Annotated in this window: 14 protein-coding genes; 8 read left to right on the top strand and 6 right to left on the bottom strand. The window is 70.4% G+C overall.

Going from position 1 to position 14518, the window contains the following annotated elements; genetic code table 11:
- Positions 1–19 precede the first annotated feature (19 nt).
- On the bottom strand, positions 20–196 hold the full coding sequence (locus ODJ79_RS31435) for a hypothetical protein (protein WP_263027246.1): 177 nt from the start codon (positions 194–196) through the stop codon (positions 20–22).
- A gap of 344 nt (positions 197–540) precedes the next feature.
- On the opposite strand from ODJ79_RS31435, the gene ODJ79_RS31440 reads away from it, so the two are divergent.
- The 5 genes from ODJ79_RS31440 (at position 541) to ODJ79_RS31460 (ending at position 5786) form a co-directional block, all read left to right on the top strand.
- On the top strand, positions 541–1830 hold the full coding sequence (locus tag ODJ79_RS31440) for a hypothetical protein (protein ID WP_263027247.1): 1290 nt from the start codon (positions 541–543) through the stop codon (positions 1828–1830).
- A gap of 128 nt (positions 1831–1958) precedes the next feature.
- The gene (locus tag ODJ79_RS31445) at positions 1959–3797 is read left to right on the top strand and encodes a hypothetical protein (RefSeq protein ID WP_263027248.1); all 1839 of its coding nucleotides are present in this window, start codon (positions 1959–1961) and stop codon (positions 3795–3797) included.
- 380 nt (positions 3798–4177) lie between these two features.
- On the top strand, positions 4178–4495 hold the full coding sequence (locus tag ODJ79_RS31450; RefSeq protein WP_263027249.1) for a hypothetical protein: 318 nt from the start codon (positions 4178–4180) through the stop codon (positions 4493–4495).
- A 133-nt stretch (positions 4496–4628) separates the two neighbouring features.
- A complete protein-coding gene (locus tag ODJ79_RS31455) occupies positions 4629–5006 on the top strand; it encodes an ArsR/SmtB family transcription factor (protein WP_263027250.1) in 378 nt (125 codons plus the stop codon).
- Positions 5007–5111: 105 nt separating this feature from the next.
- A complete protein-coding gene (locus ODJ79_RS31460) occupies positions 5112–5786 on the top strand; it encodes a class II aldolase/adducin family protein (protein ID WP_263027251.1) in 675 nt (224 codons plus the stop codon).
- Positions 5787–5852: 66 nt separating this feature from the next.
- Here ODJ79_RS31460 and ODJ79_RS31465 read toward each other — a convergent pair whose 3' ends face one another.
- From ODJ79_RS31465 to ODJ79_RS31480, 4 genes are all read right to left on the bottom strand, one after another.
- Positions 5853–6671: a DedA family protein gene (locus ODJ79_RS31465; RefSeq protein ID WP_263027252.1), complete on the bottom strand. Its 819-nt coding sequence runs from the start codon at positions 6669–6671 to the stop codon at positions 5853–5855.
- Between the two features lie 61 nt (positions 6672–6732).
- Positions 6733–9228 carry a polynucleotide kinase-phosphatase gene (locus ODJ79_RS31470; protein WP_263027253.1) on the bottom strand — a complete coding sequence of 832 codons (2496 nt, stop codon included), beginning with the start codon at positions 9226–9228 and terminating at the stop codon, positions 6733–6735.
- Complete coding sequence (locus ODJ79_RS31475; RefSeq protein WP_263027254.1) at positions 9225–10592, bottom strand: 3' terminal RNA ribose 2'-O-methyltransferase Hen1; 1368 nt, start codon at positions 10590–10592, stop codon at positions 9225–9227. Before ODJ79_RS31475 ends, ODJ79_RS31470 begins: the two co-directional genes overlap by 4 nt.
- A gap of 44 nt (positions 10593–10636) precedes the next feature.
- A complete protein-coding gene (locus ODJ79_RS31480; RefSeq protein ID WP_263027255.1) occupies positions 10637–10831 on the bottom strand; it encodes a hypothetical protein in 195 nt (64 codons plus the stop codon).
- A gap of 189 nt (positions 10832–11020) precedes the next feature.
- Here ODJ79_RS31480 and fbaA point away from each other — a divergent pair, with 189 nt between their 5' ends.
- Together fbaA and ODJ79_RS31490 are read left to right on the top strand one after the other, a co-directional pair.
- The gene (gene fbaA, locus ODJ79_RS31485; RefSeq protein ID WP_263027256.1) at positions 11021–12046 is read left to right on the top strand and encodes a class II fructose-bisphosphate aldolase; all 1026 of its coding nucleotides are present in this window, start codon (positions 11021–11023) and stop codon (positions 12044–12046) included.
- A gap of 102 nt (positions 12047–12148) precedes the next feature.
- Positions 12149–12670: a hypothetical protein gene (locus ODJ79_RS31490; protein ID WP_263027257.1), complete on the top strand. Its 522-nt coding sequence runs from the start codon at positions 12149–12151 to the stop codon at positions 12668–12670.
- A 145-nt stretch (positions 12671–12815) separates the two neighbouring features.
- Here the strand turns inward: ODJ79_RS31490 and ODJ79_RS31495 are convergent, their stop codons facing one another.
- The gene (locus tag ODJ79_RS31495; protein WP_263027258.1) at positions 12816–14015 is read right to left on the bottom strand and encodes an LOG family protein; all 1200 of its coding nucleotides are present in this window, start codon (positions 14013–14015) and stop codon (positions 12816–12818) included.
- Positions 14016–14093: 78 nt separating this feature from the next.
- Here ODJ79_RS31495 and ODJ79_RS31500 point away from each other — a divergent pair, with 78 nt between their 5' ends.
- Positions 14094–14516: a DUF3151 domain-containing protein gene (locus tag ODJ79_RS31500; protein WP_263027259.1), complete on the top strand. Its 423-nt coding sequence runs from the start codon at positions 14094–14096 to the stop codon at positions 14514–14516.
- Positions 14517–14518: the final 2 nt, after the last annotated feature.

Raw genomic sequence — 14518 nt, forward strand, 5'->3', positions numbered from 1 at the left:
TCCCCCGGGGCCGTCTTCTTTACTGCTGCGTCTCTCGCTGCCGGTAGGCCTCCGTCATCAGGACGTCGGTGACGTGGTGCTCACCCTCCTCCGACCAGATCCGGATGCCGTCGCGGTGCAGTTGGTATCGGACGTCTTTGAACCTGGTGCGGGTGTCGTCATGGTGAACGACGGTCAGGGTGTCGGCGTGCGGCATGGGACTCACCGGTCCTTAACAGGTCTGAGGCGGCCGCGGTGTGGTCACGCGGCCTGCGTAATGGGTTGGGTGCCCGGATGCGGTCTGCCTCGGCCCCGGCTATGCGGTGGCGGGGCGGGCGACTCCTGCGGACACGGGGCGCCGGAGGACTGTGCTGCTCCGGGTGCGCCACGATGGGACAGTGTAGGGCTTCTCGGCCCGTGCGCGCCGCCCCTCGACCAGGCGACCCCTTTTCGGATATTTCGGCTATTGTCGCTCGATACTGCTCCAAACGCTGCCCGCGCGGCGCGGTCGCGAATGTGGCGGAACATCGATACCGTTAGTGGATCAAGATAGGGGGAACAGTGACCGTTCCGAGCTATGCGGCGCCCGGATTCCCGGCGCCCGCCCCCAAGACGCGTCCCGCGGTCGTGGCGGTCGCGTCCTACCTGCTCTACCTGGTGGCGGCCCTCGAGGTGATCAATGCGATCCTCGTCTTCGCCACGCTGAACGCGGTCCGGGACGCCCTCAACGACCTGTACGCCAACACGTCGCTCAAGGATGACGGCGGCACCGTGCTGGCGGTCGGGTACTCGATCGGTGCGGGGGTCAACGTCCTGTTCGCGGTCGGCTTCGTGATCCTCGGCCTGCTCGACAGCCGGGGCAAGAACCCGGCCCGGATCGTGACCTGGGTGGTCGGCGGCATCTCGCTCTGCTGCGTCGGGGCGGGGCTCGGCAGCGGCGCGCTCACCGGCTCGCTGGAGAGCAGCTCCGGCAGCCGCACCGGGCCGACCCAGTCGGAGATCCAGGCGCGACTGGACGGCGCGCTGCCGTCCTGGTATTCGCCGGTGTCCACGACGATCACCGTGCTCACGCTGCTCGCGATCCTGACGGCGATCATCCTGCTGGCGCTGCCGGCGTCGAACGAGTTCTTCCGCAAGCCGGCGCCGGGGTGGGAGGGGGCGGTGGGCTATCCGGGGTACCCGGCTCCGGGGCAGCCCGGTTACCCGGCTCAGCCCGGGTATCCCGCGCAGCCTGGCTATCCGGCTCAGCCTGGCTATCCCGCTCAGCCCGGGCATTCGGCCCAGCCTGGCTATCCGGCTCAGCCTGGGTATCCCGCGCAGCCTGGCTATCCCGCGCAGCCGGGTGGTCCCGCTCAGCCTGGAAATCCGGCGTATGGGCAGCCCAATCCGTATGGGCCGCAGGGGCAGCCGGGACAGCCGGCGCCCGGGCTGCCGGCCTATCCGGGGCAACCCGTTTCTGGCCAGCCCGCCTATCCCGTTTCCGGCCAGCCCGGCCAGCCCGGCCAGCCCGGCCAGCCCGGCCAGCCCGCGTCCGGGCCACCGAGCTATCCCGGGCCGGCGGCCGAGCCGCCCACCACGCAGCTGCCGCCGGGTCAGCTGCCGCCGGGTCAGCTGCCGCCGTATCCGAGCTCGGCCGAGCCGACGACGAACCTCGCGCCGGAGCAGGTCCCGCCCAGCGAGCCGACGACGAACCTGGCGCCGCCCAGCGAGCCCACCACCAACCTGGCGCCGCCCAGCGAGCCGACGACTCGGCTTTCGCCCGGCTCCGCGGATCCGACCACCAACCTGTCTCCCGGCCAGGCGCCGTCCGACGACGAGCAGCCGCCTCGGCCGCCCGCCGACCCCACCTGACCTGCTCGGCCCTGTGCCCCGCCCGCTTCGGAGGGCGGGGCACGGTTGTGTCGGTGGGCGGGTTCCGCCGCGATCAGGCGGCGGCGCGGGTAGGTTCGGGCGCAACGGAACACCGTGGGGAGTCGTCGATGTCGTACCCAACCATGCCGCCTCCGGCGATAACGCCGACCGCCGCACCGGCCGCGCCCGCCGGTCGCCCGCCGGTCGTGTCGGTCGCAGCCGTCCTGCTCTGGGTGATGGCCGTGGTCGGGCTGATCTACGGAATCGCGACGATCGCCGTGGTGCCGGGCACGATCGACCGCTTCCGGGCCGCCATCGACGGGACGACGAGCTCGTCCAACGGCGGCACCGACCCGGAGACCTACGTCGCCGTCGTCTGGCTGGGCGCGGCGGTCGGGCTGGCGCTCGGGGTACTCCTGTTCGCGCTCTACGTGATGCTCGGCATCGCCCTGCGCAGGGGCAGCAACGCCGCGCGAATCACCACCCTGGTCTGCTGCGGCCTGGGCGCGGTCGCCGGCGCGGGTGCCCTGATCACGGTGGCCGTGCTGCGAAGCGGCGACGCCTCGCCCCACTCGGTCGGCGAGCAACTGTCCCAGGCCTACCCGAGCGGCTGGCTCGGCCTGAACGTCACGCTCGCCGCGGCACAGATCGTCGCGTACGCGCTGGTGGCGGTCCTTATTCTGGCCGCGCCCAAGGTCTTCTTCCGACGCCCGGTGTCCCTGGGCGCGCCGTCGACCGCCCTCCCGCGATACGGCAGCGCCAACGCGTCGGCCCCGGGATACGGCGCGGCGCCCGGCTATCCCGCGGTCTCCGGCTATCCACAGCCCGCGCCGGCTCCCGGCTATGGTCCGACTCCCGTCTTCGGTGGCCCCGCCCCGGTTCCCGCCCCGCCGACCGTGGCTGGTTACGGCCCGGCGTCGGCACCGCCTGCCGTGGGTGGCTACGGCCCGGCCTCGGCTCCGCCTGCCGTCTCGGTGCCGCCCGCCCCCGGGGGAGAGCCTTACTCGCAGGCTTCGGGAGCCGCGCCCTACCCGCCCGCTCCTGGCTCCGGGCCCTATCCGCCGGCTCCTGGCTCCGGGCCCTATCCGCCGGCTCCTGGCTCCGGGCCCTATCCGCCGCAGGCTCCCGGCTATGGTCCGCCGCCGGTTGCCGGGCCGTGGGCGTCGCCGGCCGCGTATGGCTACTCCGGGCCGCCCGTCCCGCCGGCGCCAGCAGGTTACGGCCCGCCCGCCTACGGCCCCGGCTACCCGGTAGCTCCGTCCGGACCGGAAACGGGCTCGGATTGGACGCGACCGCCCGCGACCAATCCGGAGCGGCCCGCCGATCGGGCAGCGACCAATCCGGAGCAGCCCGCCGATCCGGTGGCGACCAATTTGGAACAGCCCGCCGCTGCGGCGGCGACCAATCTGGAGCAGGCGACCGTCCTGGTGGCGACAAGCGGCGGAATCAGCGCGGCCGTGGAAGAACCAGCGGGGGCTGAGGGTAGCTCGGTGGAGAGTGCGAGCCCTCCGGCGGCTGCTGCTGGTGCGGCACCATCAGCCGACGGCACGGTGAATCGCGAGAGCGGCCCCACGACAGGGGAGAGCGGCTCGGCGGCCTCGGAAGGCGGTTTGGCGGCCGGGAAGAGTGAAGCGGCCGGGAAGAGTGAATCGGCCGGGAAGGGTGAAGCGGCCGGGGAGAGTGAATCGGCGCCGGAAGACAGCTTGGCGGCGGTGGAGAGCGGCTCGGCGGCACCGGAAGACAGCTTGGTGGCGAGGGAGAGCGACTCGAGCTCGACTCAGGACAATGCGCAGGCGCCGGAGCCGGCCGAGGATTCGCCGTTTGCACGGCCCGCCGGGTTGGGCGCCGACCGGTCGTTCGCTCGGACGGGCGACACCGGGGCGGGCGAACCCCCGAACCAGACCGACGAGCCGGCCCGCCCGGCAGCGGCCGCGGACGAAGATTTTTGGGCCCGGCCGGCGGAGTAACTGCTCACGGGGCGTCTCGTATCGACCGCCGTGGGTCACCCGAACGGGTAACTTTCGCTGTGGGTGACGTCACTCTATCGGCTGTCCGGGCAGGTCTTACCCACCGGTCGGAGGGTGTTTTTCGCTGAATGGGTAAACGTCCGTTCGCGCGATTCACAGCACCCTCTCAGCGCCACGGTCGGGTGATCTGTCGGCTCGCCGACCTGCGACGGGGCACATAGGAGCTTTGAGCTGCATCGATGCTTCCCGGAACGGGCGAAAGGGACTGCGGTAATAGTTAGGTTTATTTTCAGATTCACCCAAAGCCGTGTGTCAATAGTCGCCTTCCGCCCCCGCGGGGCGAAAGGTGCGTGTTTCGTTCCAGCCAGTACGCTCGATGTATGGAAGCACGCCACGACCTGGGTAAATTCATCACTGAATTGCCCGTCGCGGAGCGTGGCGCCGTGCTTTCATCGGGTCGTGATGTTCTCGTGCCGGGCCGTCCCGGTCGAGAGATCGCGCAGCGTGGCGGGATGACAACGGCGAGGTTGGTGCGGATCTTGCCAAAAACGGATCAGCGACCCGAAACGGATCGACGAATTGACAATGTGGGGCACCTCACCCTGGGGGCGGGGATCGAGAGCCCGACACGCAGGGGCAGCGACCAGACGGCGGCTGAGGCGTTGCAGGAGGCAGAGACCGAAGTCGTGCCGCGGTAAAGGTCGATCGGGAGTTCGGGTTGTCGGCCCTCCTCGATCGACCGACAAGGTGATCGATATCGGCCTTCTGGCCTGAAAGTCAGCCGGTTCGTTCCTGTGTACATGCAGGAGAATCGATGCAGTTGGTGGAAGGATGGAGATCGTGGGAACTGCGTTGGCGGAAATGACAATGCCTCAGATCTCGCCGCTAGCCGGCGAGCCTATTGAACGTGCCGACGCCGAGCGGCTGGCGGGAGTGCTCAAGGCACTCGCCGATCCGGCCCGGCTGCGGCTGCTGAGCCTCATCCAGTCCGCGCCGGACGGCGAAGCGTGCGTCTGCGACCTGACGGCCCCACTGGGCCTCTCGCAGCCGACCGTGAGCCATCACCTGCGGATCCTCACCGAGGCCGGCCTCCTGGAGCGGGAGAAGCGTGGCGTGTGGGCGTACTACCGCCTCGTGCCCTCGGCGATCGCGACCATCGCCGACCTGCTGACCCCGCCGCGCAAGCGGGCCACCAAGAAGGCCCGCTGACCGCTCGAGAACAGCGGATACGCCTGGCGTCACCGTCATGGGGGCGTGGCGCCAGGCTGAAGTCCTCCGCCCCTCCAGTCCACCCCCGGACCCGAGGAGTCACGGATGAACTACGTTCCGGGTGATCTGCGCGACCAGCTCGCCCACGTGGGCTACGACGTGGTCCAGTCCGGCCTGGTGGTCGGATCGGGCGGCAACCTGTCGGCCCGGATTCCGGACGAGGACGCGATCTGGGTGACCGCGGGCGGCGCCTGGCTCGACCGACTCAGCCGGGGCACGTTCGCCCCCGTCCGGATCGTCGACGGCGAACCGGCCACGGTCGGCGCCCTGCCACCGCCGCGCGTCGTGCCCTCCAGTGAGCTCGCCCTGCACCTGGCGTTGTATCGGGCCCGTCCCGACGTGAACGCCGTCGTCCACCTGCACCCGCAGACGGCCCTGCTGCTCGACGCTCTCGGCGAGCACATCCGGATCGTCACCACCGATCACGCCTTTTTCCTGCGGCGGGTCTCCACGGTGCCGTTCCGGCTGCCGGGCGGCCCCGAGATCGCGGCGCTGACCGCGGCGATGGCCGCCGACGGCACGGACTGCCTGGTGCTCAGCCACCATGGCTGCGTGGTGATGGGCGATTCGGTGGAGCTGGCCCACAAACGGGCCCGCAACCTGGAAGAGGCGGCCCAGCTGACGTACCGCGCGCTCACCGCGGGCCGGCTGGAGAACCTGCGCGACTGCCCCGAGGAATTTCTCGACCGGTTGTCCGGTTCGGCCGCGGTCTCCGTCTGACGTCCAGACGCAACACGCCGGCGGGTCAGTCCCCGCCGGCGTGAAATGTTCGCGTACCGGGAGCGGTCAGTGCCGGCGGTGCGACCTCGGCGTACGCGGCTGCTCGTCCTCGTCGTCGTCGTGGATCGCCTCGGCGATGCCCGCGATGCTCGCCGCGGCCACCACGCCGATCGCCGCAGACGGTTCCGGCTCGCCGGAGTTGGCCGCGTTCTTCTTGTGCTTCCGCTCGCGGATGATCTCGATCAGGATCGGCAGCACCGAGATCAGCACGATCAGCGCGACCACCGGCAGGATGTAGTGGTCGATCTTGTCGCCGATGGTGTCGTAGATCTGCTGCGCGAGCACGTGCCCGATGATCAGGATGCCGTCGACCCACAGGATGGCGCCGACCACGTTCCACACGAAGAACTTGCGGGCGGGCATGCCCAGGGTGCCGGCCACCGGGTTGAGGAACGTGCGCACGATCGGGATGAAGCGGGCGAGCACCACGGCCTTGGCCGGGCCGAACTTCTCGAAGTAGTACTCCGCCTTCTCGACGTACTCCTTCTTGAAGAGCTTGGAATCGGGCTTGTCGAACATCCGGCGGCCGTAGCGGGCGCCCAGCCAGTGGCCCAGCTGGGCGCCGACGATCGCGGCGATCGGCGCGAGGATGAGGAGGCCGACGAACGAGACCCGGGTGTTCGCCCCGAAGATCGAGTCGGCCACCGGCGAGGACGCCACCCCGGCCAGGAACAGCAACGAGTCGCCGGGGAAGAAGAAGCCGGCCAGCAGGCCGGTCTCGGCGAACATGATCGCCACCACGCCGATGAGCCCAAAGGTGTGAATCAGGTCACTCGGGTCCAATGGGTTGAGGGCGAGCTGCTCGCTGAGCGCACGGATGTCCACGAGGAGCCAGGGTACCGGCAGGTGGGTAGCCCCAGCCTGTACAAGTCCTGTGGAAAACCTTTCACAACCGCGGGTCGACCGGCTCCGACTCGGTCGCGAGGATCGCGAACACCAGCTCGTGCACGCGCCACAGCGGCGCGCCCTCGGCCAACCGGTCGAGCGCGGCGAGCCCCAGCCCGTGCTCACGCAACGCCAGGTTGCGCTTGCGGCCCAGGTTGCGCTGCCGCAGGCCGGCCAGCTGGTCCGGCCGGGTGTACTCCGGACCGTAGATGATCCGCAGATACTCCCGGCCGCGGCACTTGACCCCGGGCTGCACGAGCCGGCCCCGGCCGTCGGTGACGGCCAGACCCTCGTACGGCTTGACGACCATGCCCTCGCCGCCCGCGGCGGTCAGCGCGAGCCACCAGTCGGTCGCGGCCGCCTCGGCCGCCGGGTCGCCGAGCTCGACGATCAACCGCCGGGTCGGCGTGAACAGCTCCGGATCGGCCGCGACCAGGCGGTCCGCCTGCGCGAGGTGCCAGCCATGGTCCTTCCCCGCGTACGAGACGCCGGCGCCGGCCAGCACCGCGAACGGCGCGAGCGTGACCCCGGCCAGGCCGTCGGTCGGCCGTACGTAGGCCCGATAGGCGGCCGAGTAACCGTCGATCTCCGAGGACCGCAGCTCGATCCGGTCGCGGAGCGCGGCCACCTCCAGCCCGCGGGCCGCGACCTGGTCGAGCACCGCGAGCGCGGCCGGCAGCGCGTGCCGTCCGGCCGCGCCTACCCCGGCGTAGCGCTCGCGGATCAGCCCGCCCGCCTTCGCCGACCAGGGCAGCAGCTCGGCGTCGAGGAGCAGCCACTCCGTGTCGAGCTCGTCGAACAGCGGGGTGGCGGCCACGCGCACCCGAGCCAGCAGCGGCTCGTCCAGCGAGGGGCCGAAGAACGGCCGCCCGGTACGCGTCCAGATCGCATCTCCCCGACCCGTACGCGAAACTCGGAGAACGGCTCGCGAGCCCATGTGCTTCTCCTCGCACACCACCTTCGCCACCCCGGCGGCGCGCAGGTCGGCCAGGGCGGTGGACGGGTGCTCGAGGTAGCCGTCGACCGTGGCGGTGGAGCACGGCGCCATGGTCGGGGGCAGCCAGACCAACGTCGCCGGGTCCAGCGCGAATCGGCTCATCACCTCCAGTGCGGCGGCCGCGTTCTCGGCGGGGACGGTGACCCGTCCGTACTCGTAGTCGATGTGCCGACGACCCGTCACGTCCGCGATATCCAGGCCATCATCCGGCCTGTCCGAAACATCAGAGAGAAGCGGTCGTACGGGCGCGTAGTACTCGCGAGCGGCCGGGACGGTGACGATCTCGCGGGAGGGCCAGCGCAGCGCGGTCAGCTCGCCGCCGAAGACGCAGCCGGTGTCCAGGCAGATCGTGTTGTTCAGCCACTCCGGCTTGGTGGTCGGCGTGTGGCCGTAGACGACCGCCGCCGACCCCCGATAGTCGCGCGCCCACGGGTAGCGGACCGGCAGCCCGTACTCGTCGGTCTCGCCGGTCGTCTCGCCGTAGAGCGCGAAGCTGCGCACCCGCCCGGACGCCCGCCCCTGGTAGGCCTCCTTGAGCCCGGCGTGCGCGACCACGAGCTTGCCGCCGTCGAGCACGTAGTGGCTGACCAGGCCCTCGATGAAGGACTTGGCCTCGACGGCGAACGACTCCGGCTCGCGGGCCAGCTGCTCGAGCGTCTCCGGCAGCCCGTGGGTGAGCTGCACGTTGCGCCCGTTCAGCTTGCGGGCCAGCTTCTGCTCGTGGTTGCCCGGCACGCAGAGCGCCGTGCCGGCCGCGACCATGCCCATGGCCAGGCGCAGCACGCCCGGCGAGTCGGGCCCGCGGTCGACCAGGTCACCCACGAAGATCAAGGTCCGACCTTCGGGGTGTACGGCGTTGACAGCGCGCCCGGCGTCGTCGCGTACCACCTCGTACCCGAGCTTGCCGAGCAGCGCCAGCAGCTCGGTCAGACAGCCGTGTACGTCGCCGACGATGTCGAACGGGCCGGTCAGCTCGCGCTTGTCGTTGAACAGCTTCTCGTAGCGGATCTCGGCGGTCGCGATCTCCTCCGGGCCACGCAGCACGTGCACCTTGCGGAAGCCCTCGCGGGTCAGCGAGCCGAGCGAACGCCGCAGGTCGCGGTGCATGCGGGTGAGCACCTGGCGGCCGAAGGTGCGGTCCGGCCGGTCCTGGGTGCGCTCCCAGGCCAGCGCCTCGGGCACGTCGAGGACGATCGCGACCGGCAGCACGTCGTGCTCCTTGGCGACCTTGACCAGCCCGGCCCGGGCGTGCGGCTGCAGGTTGGTGGCGTCCACGACGGTGAGCCGCCCGGCGGCCAGGCGCTTGCCGGCCACGTAGTGCAGCACGTCGAAGGCATCGGCCGAGGCACTCTGATCGTTCTCGTCGTCCGCGACCAGCCCGCGGAAGTAGTCCGAGGACAGCACCTGGGTGGGCTTGAAGTGCGTCCGTGCGAAGGTCGACTTGCCGGATCCGGAGATGCCGACCAGCGCGACGAGCGCGAGCTCCGGCACGTCGATCATGCCGTCACCTCCTCTTTCCTCGTGAAGATCGCCAGCTGGGTGGGCGCGCCGGTCTCCGCGTGCTCCTCGCCGACCGGGCGGAAGTCGACCGCGTAGCCATGGCGCTCGGCCGTGGCGGAAGCCCAGCGCTGGAACTCGGCGCGGGTCCACTCGAAGCGGTGGTCGGAGTGGCGCATCCCGGTCAGCCCCTCGTAGTGGATGTTGTATTCGGCGTTCGGCGTGGTCACCACGACCGCGCGCGGCCGCGCGTGGCCGAAGACGCTCGCCTCCAGGGCCGGCAGCCGCGGCGGGTCGACATGCTCGATCACCTCCATGAGCACGGCCGCGTCGTAGCCGCGCAGCCGGTCATCGCGGTAGGTGAGCGCCGACTGCCAGATCTTGACGCGGTCCCGCTGCCGGTCGGGCAAGCGGTCCAGCCGTAGCCGACGGGCGGCCATCTCGAGCGCCTTCGCCGAGACGTCGCAGCCGACGATCTCGGTGAACCGGCGGTCCTTGACCAGGGCGGTGAGCAGCGCGCCGCCGCCGCAGCCGAGGTCGAGCACCCGGGCCGCCTCGACGTCGTGCAGAGCGGCCAGCACCGCGTCGCGACGCTGCTCGGCGAGCGGCGCCTTGCGCGCGACCGGCAGCTCGGACTCCTCGTCGCGGACCGGCTCCTCGTCGATCTCCAGGCGCTCGAGGGCCGAATCGGCGTAGGCACGCTTGTGCGCCAGGTACCGGCGCGCGATCAGCACCTTCTCGGGATGGCCGGCCAGCCAGCCCTCGCCCGAGCGCAGCAGCTTCTCGATCTCGTCGGGCGCGACCCAGTAGTGCTTGCCGTCGTCCAGGACGGGCAGCAGTACGTACAGGTGGTTGAGCGCGTCGGCGAGCCGAACCGTGCCGGTCAGGCGCAGGTCGAGGTAGCGGCTGTCGCCGCCGACCTCCGGCTCGAACGGGATCGGCTCGGCCGTCACCTGCCAGCCCAGCGGCTCGAACAGGCGGGTGGCCAGCTCGGCCGGGCCGCGTAGCACCGGGACCCCGACCTCCAGCGGGATGGGCCTGGCGGCCAGCTCGGGGCGGTCCTTCGAGGCGCCACGCAGGGCACTGCGGAAGACCTTGGCGAGCGCGGCGGCGAGCAGGCTGGAGGCCGCGTACGGGCGGTCGTTGACGTACTGGCCCAGGTCGAACGAGTCACGCTGCGCGCGCAACCGCTGCGGGTCGACGTCGAGCAGCAGCGCCGCCGTGCACCGCTGCTCGGTCGCCTCCGGGTACATCACGTACGCCGTACCGGTGGGCACGTCGAACGAGTGCACCTTGCCGGGGTGCTTGACCAGGAGATAGCCGAGATCGGTGGCCGGTGCGTGGGTCGTCGTCAGGGTGAGCAGCACCCCTCGATGATCGGCCCACTAAATGCGTTGCGGCGAGCGATTTGTCAGCGGTACTCGTCCTCCAGCTCCACGACCCGGCTCTGCTCCTGGGCGTCCCACTCCGGGGTTTCGTCATCCAGGGCCGCCGTCGTGTCGGCCGCGGTGTCGGAGTCCGTGTCGTCCTCGAGGCGAGCGCTCGTGGCCTGCTCGGCGGCATCTGCCTCGGGCGTCTCCAGGTCGATGTTCTCCGGATATGTCATCTTGCGCTCCCCTCTTGCCGTCCTCCGACGCTTGTTCCCTCCAGCATGCGCCCCAATCGACCCTAGGGGTTCCGGGAGCAAGTTTCGGGGTGGTTTCCCCTCCCCCGACAGACTGCGGAATACTGCCTGCTGGAGGACAGCGCGGTCCTGCCCTCTGTCTTGATACGCAATTGAGCTAGGAGCGCACCGATGCCCATCGCTTCTCCCGAGGTCTACGCCCAGATGCTCGACCGCGCCAAGGCCGGCGCGTTCGCCTACCCGGCGATCAATGTGACGTCCTCGCAGACCCTCAACGCGGCCCTGCAGGGCTTCACCGAGGCCGGCAGCGACGGGATCATCCAGATCTCCACCGGCGGCGCCGAGTACGTGTCGGGTCCCACGGTGAAGAACATGGTCACCGGTGCCGTGGCGCTGGCCGAGTTCGCCCACGAGGTCGCGAAGAACTACCCGATCAACGTGGCCCTGCACACCGACCACTGCCCGAAGGACAAGCTGGACAAGTACGTCCGGCCGCTGCTCGCGATCTCCAAGGAGCGGGTCGCGAACGGCCGCGAGCCGCTGTTCCAGTCGCACATGTGGGACGGCTCGGCCGTGCCGCTGGAGGAGAACCTGCAGATCGCCGAGGAGCTGCTCCGGGACGCCGCGGCCGCGCACATCATCCTCGAGATCGAGGTCGGTGTCGTCGGCGGCGAGGAGGACGGCGTCTCCGCCGCGATCGACGACAAGCTGTACTCGACCGTCGAGGACGGCCTGGCCACCGCCGCCGCGCTCGGCCTGGGCGAGAAGGGCCGGTACATGGTCGCCCTGACCTTCGGCAACGTGCACGGCGTCTACAAGCCGGGCAACGTCAAGCTGCGCCCCGAGATCCTCAAGGAGATCCAGGACGCGGTCGGCGCCAAGTACGGCAAGGAGAAGCCGTTCGACCTGGTCTTCCACGGCGGCTCCGGCTCGCTGCTGTCGGAGATCCAGGGCGCCCTGGACTACGGCGTGGTCAAGATGAACATCGACACCGACACCCAGTACGCGTTCACCCGTCCGGTGGCCGACCACATGTTCAAGAACTACGACGGCGTTCTGAAGATCGACGGCGAGGTCGGCAACAAGAAGGCGTACGACCCGCGCGCCTGGGGCAAGCTGGCCGAGAACGGTCTGGCCAAGCGCGTCGTCGAGGCATGCGAGAACCTCCGCTCGACCGGAACCACTCTCTCGAAGTAGTACTTCGATCGCGGCCGGCCCCTTTAGCGGGGACCGGCCGCGTTCTTCTTGGCAGGTTACTCACAGGTATGTGTACGATCGTCCCTCCCAACCCGGAGGATCATGATCGTGTTCGGTATCGAGGGCTATGAGCCCGCGTGGCAACACGACGCGGAAGCCCTCGCGGCCGTTCACCGCACCAGGTTTGTGCGGCTCATCGGGCGTAAATTGCGATCAAGCTGGCTGATGTGGGACATGGCCGAGCGTGGCTGGTTCGCCGACGGCCCGGTGATCCTCGACTTTGGAGTCACGCACGTCGAGATCACGCACCGTAAGTTCGACGAGTGCGCGATCACCTGGGATCAGATCGATCTGAATGAGCCGATCGACTGGTACGAGCACTTCGACTGGCGGCCCGATCCGAACGCGGCGCTGCGCCGCGCCCGCGGCAGGATCCTCCAGGCGGTCAACGTGATCGAGCTGGTCACGGTGGCGCAGTGGCGACCGCGGATCCTGCATGCGATCGAGTTCCTGTTCGAGGGGGCCCGGCTCGCGATCTACAACGCGATGGACGAGAACGGCATCACCGACGTGCCGGAGGCCGACCTCCCCGCCACGAGCTGGCGCCGGGTACACATCGCCTGAGTTCCGACGCTGACCGGCTTTCGTCGGTGGACAGTGGCCGGAGAATGTCAGACCCGGCTGGTTGACTCGGCCCCACCCAACGAGGGTGGGGTGGGTCAGGGCCCGGTGGGGTGGGTCAGCGCCCGGTGGGGTGGGTCAGGGCCGGTCACTGCGACAGCGCGGCCATCGCGACGTCGAGCGAGTCGGTGACGACGATCAGGTGGGACTGGTCGCCGTGCGGAGATCGGGCCAGCAGCGGGCGCAGCAGGGCCTCCACCGGGAGGTCACGCCAATGGTCGACGCCGAGGAAGACGAACGCGCCCGACGGCCCGTCGGTCTGGTAGAACGTCTTCGTGGCGGCCTGAAAGATCTCCTGGACGGTGCCGGCCCAGCCGGGAGCGAAGACGATGCCCCCGCGGGACAGCCGCAGGATCGAGTCCTCGCGGACGGCGTTGGAGAAATACTTGCCGATCTGGCCGGCGAACAGATTGGCCGGCTCGTGCCCGTACAGCCAGGTGGGCAGCGCGAGGCCGCCGTGCCGCAGCTTTCCCACCACGTCGGACACCGCGGTCGCCGGGGCCGGATAGGCCGCCCGGACCGCCAGGGCCGCCGCCGTGTACGGCTCGTGGTCGGTGAAGTGCGGCGCCGCCGAGAGCCGGTCGATCGCCGCGGTCAGCTGGTTGGCCGGCCGGGTCGCGAAGTACGCGCCGAGGTTCGCCGCCTCCATCACGCCCGGACCGCCGCCGGTCACGATCAACCGGCCCACCGAGGAGAGCCGCCAGGCCAGCGTCGCCGCGGTCCGGTACGCCGCCGAGCCACGCGGCGCCGCGTGCCCGCCCATGATCCCGACCGCGGCCTTGGCGTCGTGGTTGGCCACCCAGGCGCGCAACGCCTTGCCGAGCGCGTTGTCGATGCCCGCGTCGTGCAGCCGCTGGGCGAGCGCCTCGCGGATGTCCGGGCCGGCTCCGCCGTGGTCGAGAAAGTGCTGGTAGACCACCGTGTCGTACATCCCGGCGAAGCCGTCCTGGGCGAACCCGAAGGACAGGTCGGCGGGGGTGTAGAGGGAGGCCGGGTGCGTCGGGTAGGGCCGTGCGTCGAACGGCGGCACCAGGTGTGCGCCGCGGCGGATCAGATCGATCTCCACGTCGTCGCTCGCCAGCCGGCAGCCGACGAAGAGCGCACCGCGCACGTCCACCCCGGTGAAGTCCGGCGGGTCGATGTCGAGCCGCAACCCGAGGATCACCAGATCGGCCAGCGAGCGCCTGACCAGGTGCGACTCGAACTCGGCGCGCGACTCGATCTCGAGCGGGCTGGCGTCGAACGGGAACTCCCCGCCGACCACGGGGTGCAGTGGATCTCCGGGCATCTACGAAGGGTAGTTGGATCGATCGCGAAGGTCGGCCCCGGCAGGAATCTATGGCGGTGTGCCCGGTTGAATGAGGTTATGCAGAATCTGCTTCCCGAGCCGCCGGCCACGCTCCTGCCCGCCGACGCCGAGGCTGAAAACGCGCTGGCCAAGGCCGCCGAGACCGGCACCCCCGAGGCCTACAAGGCGGTCGCGGCCGCCCACCCGGCATTCAGCGGGGGCTGGGCCGCCCTCGCCGCCGACTCGCTCGCCGACGGCGACCCCGTGGCCGCCTACGCCTATGCCCGTACCGGATATCACCGCGGCCTGGACGCGCTGCGCCGCAACGGCTGGAAGGGGCACGGCCCGGTGCCCTGGTCGCACGTGCCCAACCAGGGCTTTCTCCGCTGCCTGCACACCCTGTCGCAGGCCGCTGCCGAGATCGGCGAGGCCGACGAGGCGGCCCGTTGCGCTCAGTTCCTGCGGGACAGCGATCCGGCCGCGGCCGACGCCCTGACCTGACG

This window comes from Actinoplanes sp. KI2, assembly GCF_025630775.1.
Taxonomy (GTDB): domain Bacteria; phylum Actinomycetota; class Actinomycetes; order Mycobacteriales; family Micromonosporaceae; genus Actinoplanes.